Annotated in this window: 18 protein-coding genes, 1 tRNA gene and 2 pseudogenes; 7 read left to right on the plus strand and 14 right to left on the minus strand. The window is 72.8% G+C overall.

Translation table 11 applies throughout. The features are described 5' to 3' along the window. Window positions 1-116 precede the first annotated feature (116 nt). On the minus strand, window positions 117-278 hold the full coding sequence (locus tag ACQRUO_RS08055) for a hypothetical protein (RefSeq protein WP_428315050.1): 162 nt from the start codon (window positions 276-278) through the stop codon (window positions 117-119). A gap of 309 nt (window positions 279-587) precedes the next feature. Here ACQRUO_RS08055 and ACQRUO_RS08060 point away from each other — a divergent pair, with 309 nt between their 5' ends. The 3 genes from ACQRUO_RS08060 (at window position 588) to ACQRUO_RS08070 (ending at window position 2,122) form a co-directional block, all read left to right on the plus strand. Then, window positions 588-854 carry a hypothetical protein gene (locus ACQRUO_RS08060; protein ID WP_428315051.1) on the plus strand — a complete coding sequence of 89 codons (267 nt, stop codon included), beginning with the start codon at window positions 588-590 and terminating at the stop codon, window positions 852-854. Window positions 855-981: 127 nt separating this feature from the next. After that, on the plus strand, window positions 982-1,701 hold the full coding sequence (locus ACQRUO_RS08065) for a class I SAM-dependent methyltransferase (RefSeq protein ID WP_428315052.1): 720 nt from the start codon (window positions 982-984) through the stop codon (window positions 1,699-1,701). A gap of 82 nt (window positions 1,702-1,783) precedes the next feature. Next, the gene (locus ACQRUO_RS08070) at window positions 1,784-2,122 is read left to right on the plus strand and encodes a hypothetical protein (RefSeq protein ID WP_428315053.1); all 339 of its coding nucleotides are present in this window, start codon (window positions 1,784-1,786) and stop codon (window positions 2,120-2,122) included. 77 nt (window positions 2,123-2,199) lie between these two features. Here ACQRUO_RS08070 and ACQRUO_RS08075 read toward each other — a convergent pair whose 3' ends face one another. The 3 genes and pseudogenes from ACQRUO_RS08075 to ACQRUO_RS08085 form a co-directional block, all read right to left on the minus strand. Then, on the minus strand, window positions 2,200-2,532 hold the full coding sequence (locus ACQRUO_RS08075) for a MazG-like family protein (RefSeq protein ID WP_428315054.1): 333 nt from the start codon (window positions 2,530-2,532) through the stop codon (window positions 2,200-2,202). Window positions 2,533-2,690: 158 nt separating this feature from the next. After that, window positions 2,691-3,338, minus strand: a complete 648-nt coding sequence (locus ACQRUO_RS08080) for a lanthionine synthetase LanC family protein (protein ID WP_428315055.1) — start codon at window positions 3,336-3,338, stop codon at window positions 2,691-2,693. Continuing rightward, window positions 3,319-3,585, minus strand: a pseudogene (locus ACQRUO_RS08085) (hypothetical protein); the annotation flags it as partial. The pseudogene ACQRUO_RS08085 and the gene ACQRUO_RS08080, both read right to left, overlap by 20 nt. A gap of 101 nt (window positions 3,586-3,686) precedes the next feature. Here ACQRUO_RS08085 and ACQRUO_RS08090 point away from each other — a divergent pair. Then, window positions 3,687-3,974, plus strand: a complete 288-nt coding sequence (locus tag ACQRUO_RS08090; RefSeq protein WP_428315056.1) for a hypothetical protein — start codon at window positions 3,687-3,689, stop codon at window positions 3,972-3,974. Window positions 3,975-4,026: 52 nt separating this feature from the next. On the opposite strand, the gene glsA is transcribed toward ACQRUO_RS08090, so the two are convergent. Then, window positions 4,027-5,721, minus strand: coding sequence for a glutaminase A (gene glsA / locus ACQRUO_RS08095; RefSeq protein WP_428315057.1), 1,695 nt, complete (start codon window positions 5,719-5,721; stop codon window positions 4,027-4,029). A gap of 1,689 nt (window positions 5,722-7,410) precedes the next feature. Next, window positions 7,411-7,896: a fasciclin domain-containing protein gene (locus ACQRUO_RS08100; RefSeq protein WP_428315058.1), complete on the minus strand. Its 486-nt coding sequence runs from the start codon at window positions 7,894-7,896 to the stop codon at window positions 7,411-7,413. A 105-nt stretch (window positions 7,897-8,001) separates the two neighbouring features. Here ACQRUO_RS08100 and ACQRUO_RS08105 point away from each other — a divergent pair, with 105 nt between their 5' ends. Beyond that, complete coding sequence (locus ACQRUO_RS08105) at window positions 8,002-8,241, plus strand: hypothetical protein (RefSeq protein WP_428315059.1); 240 nt, start codon at window positions 8,002-8,004, stop codon at window positions 8,239-8,241. Window positions 8,242-8,303: 62 nt separating this feature from the next. Next, on the plus strand, window positions 8,304-9,665 hold the full coding sequence (locus tag ACQRUO_RS08110; RefSeq protein WP_428315060.1) for a tyrosine-type recombinase/integrase: 1,362 nt from the start codon (window positions 8,304-8,306) through the stop codon (window positions 9,663-9,665). 64 nt (window positions 9,666-9,729) lie between these two features. Here the strand turns inward: ACQRUO_RS08110 and ACQRUO_RS08115 are convergent. The 8 genes from ACQRUO_RS08115 to ACQRUO_RS08150 form a co-directional block, all read right to left on the minus strand. Next, a tRNA-Pro gene (locus ACQRUO_RS08115) sits at window positions 9,730-9,803 on the minus strand. 154 nt (window positions 9,804-9,957) lie between these two features. Continuing rightward, entirely contained in the window at window positions 9,958-11,190 is a 1,233-nt protein-coding gene (locus tag ACQRUO_RS08120; protein WP_428315061.1) for an MFS transporter, read from the minus strand. Between the two features lie 239 nt (window positions 11,191-11,429). Continuing rightward, on the minus strand, window positions 11,430-12,218 hold the full coding sequence (locus tag ACQRUO_RS08125) for a DUF1684 domain-containing protein (protein WP_428315062.1): 789 nt from the start codon (window positions 12,216-12,218) through the stop codon (window positions 11,430-11,432). Between the two features lie 58 nt (window positions 12,219-12,276). After that, window positions 12,277-13,140 carry an acyl-CoA thioesterase II gene (gene tesB, locus ACQRUO_RS08130; RefSeq protein WP_428315063.1) on the minus strand — a complete coding sequence of 288 codons (864 nt, stop codon included), beginning with the start codon at window positions 13,138-13,140 and terminating at the stop codon, window positions 12,277-12,279. Window positions 13,141-13,184: 44 nt separating this feature from the next. After that, window positions 13,185-14,105 (minus strand): alpha-ketoglutarate-dependent dioxygenase AlkB family protein, encoded by a 921-nt coding sequence (locus tag ACQRUO_RS08135; RefSeq protein WP_428315064.1) that lies wholly within the window; start codon window positions 14,103-14,105, stop codon window positions 13,185-13,187. A 47-nt stretch (window positions 14,106-14,152) separates the two neighbouring features. Beyond that, entirely contained in the window at window positions 14,153-15,088 is a 936-nt protein-coding gene (locus ACQRUO_RS08140; protein WP_428315065.1) for a ribokinase, read from the minus strand. A 148-nt stretch (window positions 15,089-15,236) separates the two neighbouring features. Continuing rightward, a complete protein-coding gene (locus tag ACQRUO_RS08145; protein ID WP_428315066.1) occupies window positions 15,237-15,770 on the minus strand; it encodes a transglycosylase family protein in 534 nt (177 codons plus the stop codon). Window positions 15,771-16,047: 277 nt separating this feature from the next. Further along, window positions 16,048-16,806, minus strand: coding sequence for a transglycosylase family protein (locus ACQRUO_RS08150; protein ID WP_428315067.1), 759 nt, complete (start codon window positions 16,804-16,806; stop codon window positions 16,048-16,050). Window positions 16,807-17,471: 665 nt separating this feature from the next. On the opposite strand from ACQRUO_RS08150, the pseudogene ACQRUO_RS08155 reads away from it, so the two are divergent. Further along, window positions 17,472-17,922 (plus strand): annotated as a pseudogene (locus ACQRUO_RS08155) (hypothetical protein); the annotation flags it as partial.

Raw genomic sequence — 17,922 nt, forward strand, 5'->3', positions numbered from 1 at the left:
TCGCGGGAGAGTCCTGCGACCCGTCGGCGCAGCCACGATGCCGATCGACGCCGCCCGGCCGTGAACGCCCCCGGAGCCGGTGCCCCGCATGGTCACGCCGGGGCCGGGCAGCTGGATCACGCCTGGGCCGGGCAGCGGCGTTCGAGGCGCAGCCGCAGGCCCTTCGGGGACATCGACGACAGCACCAGCCCGCGCGACGCCGTCACCGGCCTCGTGCGCGCCACGCCATGCACATCACCGACGGCCTGCTGCTCGACCCTGACGCCTTCCACGAACAACTCGACGACCCGGAGGAGAGAGCCTTGACGAGTACACGACCGACTCTCCTGCCGGCCTGGCCCCCGCCGTCGACCCGCTCATCGCCCGGCTGAGGGGGGCCACCGCCGCCATCACGGCCGAGGTGGCCGGAGACGGCTCCAGGAGGACCGGTCGGAGCGCGCCCGGTGCGCGGCCCCCGACCGGACCGGGCCGGGGGCGCAGGCGGCCGCGCAGGGGCGCCCGGATCAGAACGGCCAGTAGCGGGATCTGCAGCCGAAGCCCCGCCGCGGCCTCCGGCCGCACCGGGCCACTGGTGTGACCATAGGACCATGAGCACTGATCAGACTCCGCCGCTCCGGGTGCCCGCGCTCACCAACGAGCAGCGCGCCGCCGTGGAGTCCGCGGTCACCGAGATGATGCGGCAGTGGGCGGAGATCCTGGACCAGGTCCGGCCGATGATCGAGGCGATGGCGGCGCAGATGGTGCAGGCCTCCAGGGCGATGGCCGACTTCGTGGCTGCCTACGAGGAAGCCCGGCAGGCGGCGGCAAGGCCGGCTTGGGTGTCGCCGTACGGGCCACCGCCGCGCCGCCGGTGAGTTGATGTACACGGCTCGGCGCGGCCGTTCGGGTGAGCCGAGCCGGCCTTGCCGCGTGTCGCCTCTTGCCACGCAGGCCGCGAGGCCACCGTGCGGGACGAGAGTCCGCGAGGTAGGAGGGCACGCCGTGGTGCAGTACGACACGATCGGGAAGCTGTTCGAGAGGTCGAAGACCACCGCGGCGTTCTCGGCCGCCGACACCTACTCCCTACTTCACGAGGTCGGCCAGGTGACCGGCCCCGCCCTTGACCTCGCCTGCGGCTACGGCCACAACACCCGGCTCCTGTACGAACGCGGTGCTGCCCCGGTGCGCGGGGTCGACATCTCCGAGGAGATGATCCGCCTCGCCCGCGAGGCTGAACAGCGCCTTGGCCAGGGCATCGAGTACATGGTCGCCGACGTCGCCACCATGCCGGTCCTCGGCGCCCACCAACTGGCCACCGCCGTGTACCTCTTCAACTACGCACCGACCCGCGAGGCCCTGCGGTCCATGTTCCGGGCGATCCGTGCCAACCTCGCCCCGGACGGCCGGCTCGTTGCGATCGTGCCCAACCCCTGCCCGTTCCCCGAGAGCAACTGGGACCTGTTCCACGTCACCGTGCGCGAGCGCCTCCCCACCGCAGAAGCTCCCCTCCTCAAGGCCGCGTTCCTGATCGACAAGCCCGTGGCCTTCGAGTTCTACGAGTGGCAGCGCGAGGACCTCGAACACGCCGCCTCCGAGGGCGGCTTCGGTACCGTCGCCTGGCGCCCGGTCATCACCCCACCCGCCGACGACCGCTTCACCGAAGAACTCTGGACGGCATACCGCCGCACTCCGGTCAGCTCCATGATGATCTGCCACCGCTAGGCGGTGTCGGTGTCGTCGGCGGTCACGCCCTCGGTCAGCCCACCCTCTTCCCCCCGAACCGCCTGCCCGGCACACTGGCCCGATGACGCCCCTGCTGCACCAGCACCCCGCCCGGATCTGGAAGCGCCTACGCACCGGCTTCTACGCCGACGACCTGGCAGAGCGCTGGTCCGCCCGTGCTGCCTGGCTCCTGATGACCGCTTGCGTCTGGCTCGTCCTCGTGTTCACGGTCGTCTGGGGAGCCGAAGTCGCAGGCGTCACCATGGGCACAGCTGGCGAACTGACGGTCCTACTGGGCATTGCCGTCCCCGTCATCTCGATCTGCGCGATCACCGCAACCCCCATCGGCCGTACTCGCCATCCCGTACTGGTCGCCACCGTCCTCATCACCGGTGCCATCGTCGCCATCCTCACCGGCTGACCCCCGTCGAGCGGGGCTCGTCCCTCCACCGGGCTGAGGCCTCGCCGGTGGTGGCAGCAGGGGCCTGGCGCCGGTGATCAGGCGAGGCTGAGAGTTCGGTCGGCGATGTAGGCCAGGCGTTCGGCGAACATCGCCTCCGCGTCCTCGCTGACCGTCTCCAGGGCGACGAGCGCGGTGAAGATGACGTCGCAGAGCTCCTTCTGCACCTTGGTCCAGCCCTCGGGGTCGAGGCCCTTGCGGGGGTTCTGCCCGATGGCTCCAGCGAGGGCTTCGTGCACCTCCCCGGTCTCCTGCGACAGCTTCCCGATCCGCATGACGACCTCCAACTGCCGGTCGAGCCGGCTGTAGCCGTCGAGCACGGCGGTGATCTTCCGGATGGTCTCGAAGAGTTGGTTGGTGGTGCCGTTCATCGTGCCGCTGCTCCCGTTGCGTCGATGGTGTCGGTCGGCGTGACGCCACCTGCCAGGGCGAGTGCCGCGCGGGCGATCGGCTCCAGGTACGCCCTCGGGGGTAAGGAGGGGCACGTGAAGAACGGCGTCCCCAATTTGGGGAAGCACCGCAGAAGGCCTTAGGACAGCAGCAGGGGGCTGTCCCAGTTGCTCGGTTGCGTCGGGCCGAGGAGGTGTCCGTGATCGGCGAGGGCTAGGGCGGTTCCGGCCCGGCCGGTGAGGAAGCCAGCTCTCGACAGTGCAGGCTCGTCGGCGATTCCGTGGAGGAAGAGGGTGCGTTGCGCGGCCTCCTCGGCGAGGGTCTGGTGCCCGAGTCGGGTAGCGGTCTGAAGGATTCCGGCGGTGCCGTGGCACAGGCCGGGGCCGGTGGTGTCCCAGGAGCCGGGTGGCCGCTGCGCGAGGTTGTCGAGGGCGTGCCTCGCGTGCTCGGCCAGGGAGGGGTAGTTGATGGCCTGTCCGGCGTGGTGGAGGGCGGCGGCGATGCCGGGGGTGCCGTAGCACCAGGCGTCGCGGCGGCCGACCGCCGGGGGCAGGCGGGCGGGGTTCGTGCGGAGGTCGTCGCCGAAGACGTAGGGCGGCCATGACGGTCCGGGCGTCGACCAGTTGAGGAGCCAATGGGCCGCGGCTGCGATGGCGTCCTCTTGGCCCGGGACCGTGATGGAGGCCGTCCGCGCGAGGGCGAGCAGGGATAGCTCCGGCGATGCCGTGCGCTGCTCCGGTGCTTGCGGCGCCGGAGGCCGGCAGGGTGCCGGGGACGGCGAGGGCATGGTCTTCGGCGGGCAGCCACCAGCCGGGCGGGTCGCCGGGAGTGGTGATCATGTGGGTGAGGGTGGTGAGCGCGGCGGTCAGGCCGTGAGCGGCTTCCGGGCGGCCGAGTTGGGTGGCGGCGAGCAGCGCGCGGCCGATACCCGCCAGACCCTTGATGGTGTCGTAGACGCCCCACGGTGTCCCCGCTCGGCCGTCGAGGAGGCGGCGGCGCTGGTGGTCGGCGAGGCCTTGGGCGCGGGCCGACAGCCAGGTCGTGGCGGGCGAGAGCGGTGTCCTGGCGGCGGTGGGACGGTAGGTAGATGCTGCCGAGGACGAGGGAGGTGGCCAGGGCGCCGGGCCCGGCGTAGATGCCGTCCGGTGGGGTTCCGGTCACCAACGAGGGCCTCCAGGTGCCGATGGACCGGATCGCCAAGGCGGCGGGCATCGGCAACGCCACCCTCTACCCTGCTCATCCTCATGGGCCCCCTGCTGCGCGCCATGCCCGCCCTCACCGCCCACCACCCCGACGGCTGGCGCCGCGCCCTCGCCTGCTGCTCGATGCCTTCCGCCCCACCCACGCCGCCGATCCCCTGCCCGGCACCCCCGTTCCGGCCGCGGACCTGGACGAGACCTTCACCCGCGTCTGGGAGCAGTAGTGCCCGGGCCGAGGGGCAGCCGGCCGCTGCCTGGCCGCCCCTGGCCAACCGGTCAGCGCGTCGCGGTGCCCTGGGCGGCCGCGAGCTGCCTGGCCAGCTCCTCGTGGCCGTGCCGCCTGGCGTCGTCCAGCGGGGTGCCGCCCCAGCGGTCCACCGGGCGGGGATCGACACCCATCGCCAGGAGGAAGCCCGCCACGTCGGTGCGACCCTCGCTGGCCGCCAGGTGCAGCGCGGTGCGCCCGTCGTAGTCGGCGCCGCCCAGGTCGACCCCGATGGCGGCCAAGCGACGGATCTCGTCCAGGTCGCCCTGGCTGGCCGCCCAGCAGAGGCCGACGATGCCCTCGATCATGCTCTGGTTGCGCTTGAGCCGCGGATCGCGCTTGGCCGCGCCCGCGGCCCCGCTCTGCGCGCCGTAGCTGCCCGCGGGGCTGAGCGAGTCGTACATGTGCACGTTGTAGCACTCGGCCAGGCGGCGGCAGAACTCGATGCCGCGCACCGAGTTGCCCTGCGTGTCCAACCGCGGCGACCAGATCGCGATCCCCATCAGCTGCGGCACCACCAGCATCAGCGCCCCGGCCACCCCGCTCTTGGCGGGCAGGCCGATGGTGAAGGCGAACTCGCCCGAGAAGTCGTACATCCCGCAGGACGACATCAGCGACAGGCAGCTCTTCACCGACTGGTCGGAGACCACCCGGTCCTCGGTCAGCGGGCAGACCCCGGCATTGGCGAACGATGCCGCCGCCACCGCCAGTTGGGACGCGTTCACCTCGATCGAGCAGCACTGGAAGTAGAACTCCAGGGTCTGCACCAGATCGGTGCCCGCGGGGAAGGCGCGACGCTCGCGCATCGAGTAACCGAGCGCGAAGTTGCGGTCGGCGGTCTGCCGCTCCGAGAGGTACACCGCGTTGTTGAAGCCCACCCGCCTGCCACCGGAGAGCCGGCGCCAGGCGTCACTGACATAGTCGAACCGGTCGGCGGTGTCCAGCCCGGGCTTGATCAGCGCGCAGCTCATGATCGCACCGGCGTTGATCATCGGATTGTGCGGCAGACCGGACTTGTTGAACGCGAGCTCGTTGAAGCCGACGCCGCTGGGCTCCCGGCCGACGTGGCGGTGCACCGTGTCGGGGCCGTGCTCGTCCAGCGCCAGGCAGTAGTTGACCGCCTTGGAGACCGACTGCAGGCAGAAGTCGGTCTGCGCGTCACCGATCGAGAACCGCTGGCCGTCCACCGTGCAGACCGAGATGGCGAACTGGTCGGCGTCCACCCGGGCCAGCTGCGGGATGTAGTCGGCTACCGCGCCCCTGGTGTCGGCGCACACCTCGGCGTAGATCCTCCGGATGTCACCCACCAGGGCCGGGAAGTCGGGCACCGCCAACTCGCCGCGGGCCGCCTTGCTGATCAGCCCGCTGTTGCGCTGGGTGGCGGCGGCCAGCTCGGCCACCGTCATCACCAGCGGCTCGGGCTCGGGCGGCGCGGGGCGGGCGCTGTTCAGGTTGGCGACCGTCTCGGCGATCCGCGGGTCGTCGGGCAGGATCCCGGCCTGGTGCAGCTGGGCCAGCACCTGGTCCGGGGAGAGCCGGCCGGTGTGGTCGCGGCCGAAGGTGCGGAAGAGATCGACGTGGGCGGCGTCCGCCGGGCTGGCGGCCGGCTCGGCGGCGGCCAGCGCCGGGGCGCTCGGGGCACTTGGAGCACTCGGCGTGCCGGAGGAATCGGGGCGCGATTTCGTCTTGACGCTGGGACCGGACATGGGAAACCTCCAGGTGGCCTTCGGCGCGAAGGCGGGACGGGGGAGGCGCGCGGCTCCGAACAGGCCACGGCGGTCACTGCGGGACCGGCGGCGGGGCGGCGCGACGGGGCAGAGGATGCCCAGCAGCCGGAACCGGGCGCAACCGGCGCCCCGGGCGTGTCGCGGTGCCCCGGACCTGGCGGAAGGCAGTCGGGAAGCGGGCGAGCGGGGAAGACGATCTCCGCCGCAATCACCCGGACGGCAGCCCGCGCGGAAGTGGCGCTCACCGCTGTCCGTCCGCCGCGCGAAGCCGGACGCGCTCGCGCCCGCCGCCGCCGGTGCGCGGCGACGGCGGGCGCGAGCTACCTCGAACCGAACGATGCCCATGGCCACCAGGTCAGCAGCGCTCACCGCGCAGCGGCCACCCTGTCGGTGCCGGCCGCGAGAGAGTACGGCCTCGTGCGGGCCACGCGGACCGCGGTTCCGACCCACGATCCTGGCGACGCCGGTGGCGCGGTCCCAGCCGGCGGACGGGTGTTGCTGCCCCACCCGCACACCAGGCTCACCGACGCAGGGACACCTCTGCCGTCTTCGGCAGCGGGCCGTGTGCGTCGTCGGCGGCCGAGAGGTCCCGCCGGGTGTCATCGGCGGTCCACCACTGCCCCTGCGTGGCTGGGTACGCGGTGCGAACCGGCCACGCACCCGGCCGACCATCAACCCCTTGTGGGTGATCGCCCCGGAAAGCGTTCGGAGGAACAATGGGATGCTGTGTCGCGCCTGACGTACACCCAGCTGGTCGCCGCGCTCCGCCCCGCACTGCTGCAGGACGGCTGGAGCACCCTGGAACAAGCGGCCGCACGGATGGCGCCCGAGGACCGGGAACGCCTGGCCGAGGCGGCCACGCGGCTGGCAGCCCTCATGCGCGGCGGCCACGGGCCAACGGGACGTAGAACCTGCGGTCGCACCCACCCCGCGCCACGCCGACGGACTCCGAGGTCGTGCCGTTTCGATCGCGCCTGCCCCGCTCGGCCGCTCTCCCCCGCTCACCCGTCACGCTTGCGCACCAGGTGTCCGGTGCCTCAACACCTGCGGATCGCACAGCGGCGCCGCCGGGGCCGTGCCATGGGGCGGGTACCGGTCAGCCGCCGTTCACACAGGTGTTGCCGAACACCGGGTCGAGCCCGCCGCCGAACGGTGTCCGCGGCCGTGCCGAAATCCCGGCGCGCACCGCCGGTACGAAGACCCCCGGAGCGCACGGGGGCCGCCGGCTGGGAAAGACGGCGACGAGTCCCGCCGTTCACCGAGGACCAGCCGTGTCGTCCCCGAGGGGCCCGTCGTTCATCGTTGCGAGCGCCCTGCCCATGGGCGTGGACTGCGCAGTGGAAGGCGCTGTCCTCACCGGCCGTCCCTCGCCGCTCGGGTTCGGCAAGGGACGGCGGACACGGTGGCCCCTGGGGGCCGGACCCTTGTGCAGGCCCGGTCCGGCCCCCGACAAGTTCCCGCCCCCCGGGGGGAAGGAGTCGCCCCGTGGCCTCCTCCTGCGTCTGGCCCTCCGGCCGAGGCACGCCTGCGCACCTCAACCATGACTGCCGACAGTCCGGAGGCGGCCACCGACCGACCCGTCCTCCGGCCGGCCAACGTGATCAGCGCTCTGGACCGCGCCCACCGACAGCTGGCGGGCAACCTCGGCGGGGCCGGGCACACGTGTGGTCAGCTCAGGGCAGGCACGGTGTCCAGCACGGCCAAGCGCGCGTTTGTGGTCTTGATGCTGCCGCAGAGCACCTGTGCGCCGCCGATCCGGTAGTCCTCGCCGCTGCCGGTGGCGCCCAGGACCGCGCCCTGCAGCGAGGTGTACTGCTTGTCCTGCAAGTCGGCCTTGCGCAGGTCGCGCGCCACGATCAGCCTGCGCACCAGGTCGCTGGCGCCCGGCTGGGTGGTCAGGGCCTTCTTCTGGTCATCGGTCAGCTTGGCGAAGGCCGCGTCGTTCGGGGCGAAGACGGTGACGTTGTCCATCGAGTCGAACATGTCCTTGGCCTTGGCCGTCTTGATCAGCGCCGACAGCTGGGTGAGGTCCTTGGCCTGGTCGATGGCGGCCAGTACCGGCCCGGTCCCCATCGCGGCCAGGCTGCCGGGCCCGTCGCCGGGCAGTGCGGCACAACCCGGGCCGAAGAGGTTCTCCGGCAGCGGTGCGGCCACGACGGGCGGGGCCGCGTCGCCAGAGCCGTTGTCGGCACCGGCGCAGGCCGCCAGCGGCAGCAGCGCCAGGGCGAGGACGAGGGCCGACAGTCAGGTCAGGGCTTCATGGGTGACGTGGACAGCCCGGTCGATGTCGTTGAGGGCGAGGTGAAGGTCGACGGCGTCCAGCAGGCGGCGCGCGGCACCAACAGCGCAGCCGTGAGCGACCCAGCTCGTACCCGCGAACTCGTACCCGCGAACGGACCGGCCGCTGACGCCTGTCGGTCGGCCGGATCCCCCTTGTCGATGGCCAAGGGATATCCGCAGGTCACAGCCCCTTTCCATGAGCTCGTGGTCGCACGGTGATCGCACAGCGGAGGCAGACTGGAAGCAAGGACGACTCGCAGCAATCCTTCGAGGCGATCACCATGCGCTGCTCACCAACCCCTGTCGGCAACGGGGACCGGGGACGCGTCTACTGGCGCTGCGGCTGCCGACACGACCACCGCCACCAACTCGGCACCCGCTGCCCACACCTCGCCACCGACCCCCACCACGGCAGCTGGGCCTTCGCCGTCGACACGCCACCCATCGACGGCCACCGCCACACCATCCGCCGCGCCGGCTTCTCCGACGAACTCGACGCCCGCACCGCGCTGCGGCGCTTCAACGAAGGCCTGGCCCTCTGTGTCATCACCGACCCCCGGCAGCGCACCACCGACTACCTCAGGGACTGGCTGAACGAGGCGGATCTGAACCTCAAGCCCACCACCATGGCCCGCTACCGCGCCTACGTCGAACAGGACCTCATCCCCGCCCTCGGCACCATCCCCCTGATCGACCTCACCCGCCAGCACCTTCGCGCCTTCGTCACCGACCAGCTACGACGAGGCCGTGGCAAGGTCACCGTCCACCGGATCATGGCCACCCTCTCCAGCGCCCTCAGCTCCGCCGTCACCGACGGACGCCTGGCCCGCAACCCCGCCAAACCCCCGCTCCTGCCCCGCCCCGCCTCCGCCCCCAGACACCTGTGGACCGAGGAGCAGACCGCCCGTTTCCTGCGCTTCACCCACCTCACCGACCCCCTCTACGCCGACCTCGCCGAACTCATGATCGGCACCGGCATCCGCAAAGGCGAAGCCCTCGCCCTGCACTGGGACGACATCCACCTGCCCGAACGCGTCTTCTTCGTCCGCAACACCCTCTCCGTCATCGACAACAACCAGCTCCTGCTCACCACGCCGAAAACCAAAGGCAGCAAGACGTGGGTCGCCCTGTCCAACCGCGCCGTCGACACCCTCGAAGACCGAGCGGGCTCACGGGCCTTCGGCCAGATCACCCCCGCCGGCGGCTACGTCTTCCACCGCCACGGGCGCCCGCTGCACCCCAAGAGCGTCCTCGACCGCTTCCACCTGCTCTGCGACAAGGCCGGCGTCCCCCGCATCGCCCTGCACGACCTACGCCACCTCACCGCGAGCTTCGCCACCGCGGCCGGCGTCCCACTGACCGTCGTCTCCAAGACCCTGCGTCACCGCACCCTGTCCACCAGCGCGAACATCTACACGGACCTGACCTTCCTCGCCGCCCGCGCAGCCGTAGACACCGTCGCCTGGATCCTCGACAATGCCGACCGCGCCGCACGCGGCAAACCCGCCTGCCGGGCCCGGCGTCCCTGGCACCAGAACCCACGCCCGCACCGGCAACTGCCCGCACACCAGCAGACACGAACAAATGAACCGTCAGCTTCATGGCCGATATGGCCCGGCGACCACCATGCGACCACCAGCTGACGCGACAACAAGAAGAGCCGGCACTCGGTTTCCCAAGTACCGGCTCTCACAACCGACTTCACAGTCGGGACGACAGGATTTGAACCTGCGACCCCTTGACCCCCAGTCAAGTGCGCTACCAAGCTGCGCCACGTCCCGTGGTCCTGTCGCCCGGCCCGGGGGCCTGGCTTCTTGACCTTGTCCCCGGTGTCCCGGCGACGTGGAAAACAATACAGCACGGGGCGGGGTGCTCGCTGCCAGGTTTCCGTGCAGGTCATCGGCGGGGCGCTGGGGTGGGGGTGGCGGGGGTGGGTCAGGGGGTCGGGGTGCGGCCGTCGTAGCGGAGGAAGGCCGGGCGGCGGGCGGCGAGGAGGAGGACGCAGGCGACGCAGGCCACGCCGCCGGAGATCACCGAGGTGAAGGGGGTGGCGAGGGCGGCGACGGTGCCGGACTCGAAGTCGCCGAGGCGGGGGCCGCCGGCGACGACGACGATGAAGATGCCCTGGAGGCGGCCGCGCATCTCGTCGGGGGCGGCGACCTGGAGCATGGTGTTGCGGAAGATCATGCTCACCGTGTCGGCGCAGCCCGCCACGGCCAGCAGGGCGAGGCCGAGCCAGAGGTGGCCGGAGGTGAGGCCGAAGGCGGCGATCGACAGGCCCCAGGCGGCGACGGCGGTCAGGACCGCGAGGCCGTGGCGGTGGACGCGCGAGACCCAGCCGGAGAAGAGGGCGCCGATCAGGGCACCGACCGCGGGGGCGGCGACCAGCAGGCCGACGGTGCCGGCGTGGCCGCCGTAGAAGCCGGCGGCGAGGGCGGGGAAGAGGGAGCGGGGCAGGCCGAAGATCATCGCGGCCAGGTCGGCGAGGAAGCTGGTGCGCAGGTTGGGGTGCTCGCGCAGGAAGCGCAGGCCGTCCAGGACGGAGGCGCGGCGGGTGCCGGTGCGCTCGGGGCGCATCTCGGGCAGGCGCCACATCGCGTAGAGGGTCGCGGTGAAGGCGACGGTGTCGACCAGGTAGGCGGACTGGGCGCCGTAGAGGCCGATCAGCAGGCCACCCAGCATCGGGCCGACCGTCATGCCCAGGTTCATGCTCACCGTGGCCAGGGCGTTGGCGGCCGGCAGCTGCTCGGCGGGGAGCAGGCGCGGGATCATCGAGGATCGGGCCGGGGAGGAGAGCGCGAAGAAGGCGCCCTGCACGGCGACCGCGGCGTAGAGGACGGCGACCTGGTGCAGCCCGAGCAGCGCCTGGCCGGCCAGCAGGGCGGAGGCGGCGGCCAGGCCGGCGGAGCCGATCAGGCCGAGCCGGCGGCGGTCGACGGTGTCGGCGATCGCCCCGCCGTACAGGCCGAAGGCGACCAGGGGAACGAGCGAGCAGAGGCCCACCGCTCCGGTGGCGAAGCTCGAGCCGGTGAGCGTGTACACCTGCACGGCGACCGCGACCGCGGTCATCTGCTGGCCTATGGAGGAGACGGACTGGCCGAACCAGATCCGCCGGTAGTCGGCGCTGGTGCGCAGCGGGGTGAGGTCGGCGACGGCACCGCGCAGCATCCGGCGGACCCCGGCGGCGCGTATCGGCGGTGTTGGGTGAGGGGCCGGTTGAGCCGCTGATCGAGGCTCCGGTTGGGCCGCCGGCCGGGACGCCTGTCGAGACGCCGGTTGGGCCGGGTCGGCGTCCGGCCCGCCGGGGGCGGCCGCGGAAGAGGTGGGATGATTGGTCGACATAGCGACCTATGGTCACCCCTCCCCCTCCGCCCGTCATCACCGGGTCCACCGGAGAGCCGGGCCCGCTACCCCCGCAGCACGGCCTTCTCGCCGGCCCGGACCGCGACGGGCAGCCGGTTGCCGGGCGGCGGGAACGGGCAGATGAAGTGGTCGGCGAAGGCGCAGGGCGGCAGGTAGGCGCGGTTGAGGTCCAGCACCGTGCGGCCCGCCTCGTCGGGCGCGGGCAGCGTGACGAACCGGAAGCGGTACGTGTCCTGCCCGCTGCCGGCGTCGGCGAGCACGCCGCTCAGCCGGTCACCGGACCGGCTGACGGTCAGCGTGTAGGGCTCGCCGGCCAGCTGGAAGGCGATCCGGCCGGTGACGTCCAGCGGGCGCTCGCGGCCGTCGGCGTTCGCCACGACGACCGACTGCTCCCCGCTCTCGAACGGGATGAAGCGGGCCGCGACCGACCACTCGGGCGCGTACGGGTAGACCGAGATCCCGGCGAAGTGCGTGCGGGCCTCGGCGGCGGGGTCGAAGACGCGCAGCGCCAGCTCGCCGTCCCGCTCGATCGGGACCAGCAGCACGTCGTCGTAGTGCGCGGTGTCGGCTTCGGGATGGGTGTCGGGGCGCAGCAGCAGCTCGCCCTCCACCACCCCGCCGGCCGCCGCCGTGCTGCGCAGCCCGTCGCCGGCGGCCGCGGTGACGCCGACCCCGTCGGGGGTGGCGGACCAGCGGCCGGGGACGCCGGGGATCTCGACCGGCTCCTTGTCCAGCCAGTGGGTTCCGACGAGCGCGAGCATGCCGTGCGGTGCGCTCACGGAGGCCGTGCGGGCCTCGGTCCAGCGCTGCCACTCCTCGGCGTCGGTGGTCATGGCACTCCCTTGTCTGACTTTCTGATCGCTACTCTCGGGGCGGTCGGCGTCCGGCCGGTCAGCTGTCGCGCAGCGGGCGGAAGAGGCCCTCCTGCACCACCGACACCACCAGGCGGCCGTTGCGGTCGTAGATCTGGCCGCGGGCCAGGCCGCGGGCGCCGTGCGCGATCGGCGACTCCTGCTGGTAGAGCAGCCAGTCGTCGGCCCGGAACGGGCGGTGGAACCACATCGCGTGGTCGAGCGAGGCCATGTCGAAGTTCCGCTGGCCCCAGAGCGGCTCCACAGGGGCGCGGACCGAGTCGAGCAGGGTCATGTCGCTGGCGTAGGTCAGGGCGCAGACGTGGATCAGCGGGTCGTCGGGCAGCGCGCCGTTGGTCCGCAGCCAGACACCGCTGCGCGGCTGCACACCGGCCAGCTCCTGCTGGGTCCACCGCAGCCGCTCGACGTAGCGGATGTCGAACGGCTGGCGACGGCTGATGAACGGCGGCAGCTCGCCGAGGCGGCTGCCGACCTCGTCCAGCGCGCTGGGCAGGTCCTCGGGGTCCGGGACCTCGGGCATCGGGTCCTGGTGTTCGATGCCGCCGGGCTCGGACAGGTGGAAGTCGGCGGTCAGCGCGAAGATCGTCCGGCCGCCCTGGATGGCGAGGACGCGGCGGGTGGTGAACGAACGTCCGTCCCGGGTCCGCTCGACCTGGTAGACGATCGGGACGCCGGGGACGCCGGGACGCAGGAAGTAGGCGTGCAGCGAGTGCACCGGACGGTCGTCGGCGACGGTCCGACCGGCCGCCACCAGCGCCTGACCCGCCACCTGGCCGCCGAAGGTGCGCTGCAGCGACTCCTCGGGGCTGCGGCCGCGGAAGATGTTGAGCTCGATCTGCTCCAGATCGAGCAGGTCGACTAGCTGATCGACGGGCGTTCCCATGGTGTGCGTCCTCTCCCAACGGGCACGCCGGAGGAGCCGGCGGCTTACCGCTGCTGTCTACCAGGAAGGTCGCCGACCGCCAGGGAATTCCCGGGGCCGCTCCGGAGGCCGGTCCGCGCCACCGAGACCCGTGGGTCCGCGCCGCCGAGACCGGTCTGCCGCACCGTGATGTTGAGCCGTCCGCGCAGTGGCGGCCCGGGCTCGCCGAGCCGCAGTTCGGGGTCGGCGCTGCCCGGCAGGGTGCGCAGCACGCCGTGGTAGGCGTAGCGCGCCGGACCGCCGAAGACGAACAGGTCACCGCTGCGCAGTTCGAGGTCGGTCCACGGACGGGTCCGGGTCTCGGTGTTGCCGAACCGGAAGACGCAGGAGTCGCCGAGTGAGAGCGAGACCACGGGGGCGGCCACCCGTTCCTCACGGTCCTGGTGCAGGCCCATCCGCGCGGCGTCGTCGTAGTGGTTGACCAGGGCGACGTCCGGTGCGTAGTGCTCGTCGTGCTCGACGCCGGCTATGTCATGCTCGCGCCCACCGCCCGCCTCACCCGCCTCACCCTCCTCGCCGTCCTCGCCGCCGTACGCCGCCGCCAGGGCCCGCCGGGCGAGCGAGCCCAGGAGGTCGGGGAACGGCTTCACCGGCGCACCGTCGCCGTCGTGCACATGACGGGTGTACGCGTACGGGAACCAGTGCTGCGCGCACCCCGCGGCCTCCTTGCGGGCCACCCCGCAGTTCGGGCAGCGGGCGACCGCGCCCCAGTGCCAGCCCAGGCAGAGCTGGCGCACCGACATCTCCGCGCCGCCGGGGAGCCGGACGGTCCGCAGCCCGGCCGGCGGGCGCGCCCACTCCCGGCAGGCGACCACCAGCTCGCGCTGCTCGGCCGGCGTCAGCCAGTCCGGCAGCAGCACCGCACCGGGGACCGGCTCGACCCGCTCCCGACCGAACAACTCCGGCCCGAATGACTCACCGGCCACTGACGCTCACCCCGTACCTCCCCGATCGGTCACACCACCGCGATCGGTCACACCGCCGCAGACCCATCCTCCGCCAGCTGCGCCCGGCTCGGCATCGCCGTCCGCGCCCCGGTCCGGGTGACGCTGGCCGCTGCGGCCCGCACCGCGAACCGCGCCGCCGCGACCGTCGGCAGGCCGTCCGCGAGGGCCACCGCCAGCGCGCCGCAGAAGGTGTCGCCGGCCCCGGTGGTGTCCACGGCGGCGACCTCCGGGGCGGCGATCAGCTCGGTCCGACCCTCCTCGCTGACCACGGCGCCGTCCGCACCGAGGGTCACCACCACCCGGGGACAGGGCAGCCCGGCGGCCAGCTGCGCCACCCGGGCGGGATCGCGCAGCTCCTCGTCGGGGACGCCGCAGAGCCGGGCCAGCTCGGTCCGGTTGGGCACCAGGACGTCGACCAACGACCACAGCTCGGCGGGCAGGCCGTCCGCCGCGTCCCCCACCGGCGCGGGCGCCGGGTTGAGCACGAAGGTCCCCCGCGCCAGCCGGGCAGCGGCCAGCACCGCAGCCACCGGGACCTCCAGCTGCGCGACCACGACCGCAGCGCCGGCCACCAGGTCCGCGGCGGCCGCCACGGCCGCGGGCGTCAGCCCGGCGTTGGCGCCGGGCGAGACCACCACGCAGTTCTCGGCCTGCCGGTCGACCAGCACCACGGCGTGCCCGGGCGGGCCGGGCAGCGCGGCGAGGTGGCCGACGTCGATGCCCTCGGCGGCCAGCTCGCGGCGCAGCTCGGCGCTGTCGGCATCCGTCCCGACGGCACCGACCAGGGCCACCGAGCGACCCAGCCGGGCCGCGGCGACGGCCTGGTTGGCCCCCTTGCCGCCACCGAGGCGGATGACCGGGCCGCCCCGCACGGTCTCGCCGGGTGCCGGCAGCGCGGCCACCTCGATCACCTGATCGAGGTTCACGCTGCCCACCACCACGATGTCCACGGCAGCACCCATGAGGTCCCCATCTCCGTCGTCGGCGTCGCACCGTCCGGGTCCACCAGCTTCGCACCACCGACCGACATCGCTGACCGACATCGCCCGCCGACATCGCCCGCCGACATCGCCGGCCGCCGGAGACCTCACCCGCGCCGCACGAGCCCCCTCAGGGCAGCAGCCCCAGGTCCCGTGCGCACCCGGACCAGGCCTGCCAGCCCTGCTGACGCAGGATCTCCTGAGCCACGGTGATCTGCTGCCGCCGGCTCGCCAGGTCCGGCCGCCGCGCGTACTGCAGGCCGCCGGCGTCGCGCCAGGTGGGCGGCCAGATCTGTAGGCCGCCGTAGTAGCCGTTGCCGGTGTCGGCGGCCCAGTCGCCGTCGCTCTCGCAGTCCGCGACCTGGTCCCAGACCGCGTCGGAGACCGGGGCCGGACCGGAGCCGGACGCCCCCGAACCCGACCCGGAGCCGGAGCCGGACGCCCCCGAACCCGACCCGGGACCGGACCCCGCCGACCCGGACCCCGGCCCCGACGCCGCCGCACCGGACCCGGGGCCGGGGCCGGGCGCCGGACCGGCGTCCGGGTCGGGGGCCGGCGCACCCGACAGGGCGAGGGCTGCGCCGCAGAGCAGAACGGCCAGTCGGGGCCCGAGCCCGATGACCGTACGGGGCTTGACACCTATTCGGGGCTTGCTGTCACGCATCCTCCGACTCTCGCCGAGCAGGGCCACCACCGGCGAGCCGATCCCGCCCCCACTACGCCATCAGAGCCGCACCACCCCGACGCGACCGCCCGCACCCCAACACCACCGCCCCGCTCCGACGCAACCGGCGCCCGCCACAACGCGACCTCTTCACCCCAACGCGACGTCTCCGCCCCAACGCAACCGACCGCCGCCCCCGGTCAGGGGACGACGGTCAGTCACCAGGTCCGGTACCGCGCTTCGCAGCGTCAGCGCATCGGCCTCGGCGGACTCAGCCTCAGAAGGAGAGCACCTGGCCGGGCAGGATCAGGTTGGCGTCGCCGCCGATGACCTGGACGTTCTTCTGGTACAGGGCCTGCCAGTCGGTGCCGTGAGCGGCGGCGATCTCGCTCAGGGTGTCACCGCTCTTGACGGTGTAGGTGGCACCGGTCGGGGCCTGGTTGCCCTTGGTGGCCGGCTTGTCGGCGGGCTTGTCGGCCGCCTTGGTGCCGTTCCACTGCTGCGGGGCGGGCTTCGCGGGCTTGGCCGGCTTGGCCGGGGCCTGCTGCTGGGCCGGGGCCTGCGGCTGCGCGGGCTTGGCCGGCTTGGCCGGGGCCGGGGTCTGGGCGGCCGGGGCGGAGGTGTCGACGGAGGCGGGGGCGCCACCGGCGGTCAGGCCGGCCTTGACCGAGCAGACGGGCCAGGCGCCGGGGCCCTGGTCGGCCAGCACCTTCTCGGCGACGGCGATCTGCTGCGCCTTGGTGGCCAGGTTGGCCTGCGAGGCGTACTGGGTGCCGCCGTACGCGGCCCAGGTCGAGGAGGTGAACTGCAGACCGCCGTAGAAACCGTTTCCGGTGTTGATGCTCCAGTTGCCGGTGCTCTCGCACTGGGCGACCGCGTCCCAGGTGGAGACCGAAGCGGCGGAGGCCGTGGTGGCCGTGACGAGGCCCGCCACCGGGACGACCGCAACGGCGGCAGCACCCAGGATGGCCAGCCGAGCGCGGTTGCGCTTGGTGGCGGTGGTGGTGGCAGCGGCGTTCTCGTTACGGAAAGTCATGGAATCCCTCTCGACAGCCCCGGGCGGGCATGCGGAACCAGACCCGTGAAGGGCCCGACACCGTGCCTCGTCCTCGGGCGGCCGAGTACGTGTCCGACGTACCGCGCCGCCGCGGCCACTCCCGCCGCCGCCGACTGTTGGACTCGTCGGACGGCGGGCACCCGGTGGGGTGCGCTGGGGGTGAACCCGGGTGGTGCTCGTTGCACCGGGGATGAAAGCTAGGTGGCGCCGGTGTCCGGAATCAACCAGTTCAAGATCCGCCCGGAAACGTCCCAGGTCAGCGAAGTGTTACCCGGGGTAACGATCAAGCGGTTGAATGATCAAATGTCCGATTTGAGGCATTTGCACATCTCAAACCTTTTCTTCATGTGGCCCCGGTCACATCTTCGGGACTGTGAGCCTGAGCACATCGTCGACAGAATGTGACCGGTTCGGCACCATCCGCAGTCGCCCGAACGGAAAAAAGCGACACTCCAAGCCCCAACCCGTGACTCCGACCACAGGGCGCCGTTGGTTATGGCGGCCGGGTGCGCCCGTGCCGCGCCGCAGCGGCCACCGCGCCGCCCGGCCCAGGAGACCGGCTTCGGCCGATGCGGGACCACGAGCGCCGCTCGCGGCCCGCTCCGGCGACCAGCCAACGAAAACGAGGAGTCCTGTTGCCGCTCATGCTCGATGTCAGCGACGAGGTCCGCGCCGAGATCGGCGACGACGAGGCCGATCGTCTGCTCGGCGGGGTCCACGCCCCCGACACCTACGACTGCACCGCCTGCCGGAACTCGGGCAACCCGCTGCACGAGCCGACCAGCACCGTGCTCTTCGTCGGTGAGGAGACGGCGGTACTCGCCTTCGCCCACGCGCGCTGCATCCCCTCCCAGGTGGTCCCGGTCTCCGAGGAGCAGCTGCTGGGGGCCGTGCGCAGCATCAGCCAGGCCCAGGGCAGCGTGCTGCCGCCGCAGGCCGGTCTGCCGGACCTCGGCCGCCCGGCGGCGGCCGGTGCCGGGCGGGAGTACGCCGAGCAGGGGTACGACGCGCTCGGCCTGCCGATCACGCCCCCGGCCGGGCCGGGCGGCGGTGCGGCCGCGCCGGTCCCCTCGCCGCCGGCGCCCCGGGCCGCCG

Origin of the sequence: Kitasatospora sp. LaBMicrA B282 (genome assembly GCF_050325825.1) — a bacterium.
Lineage (GTDB): Bacteria > Actinomycetota > Actinomycetes > Streptomycetales > Streptomycetaceae > Kitasatospora.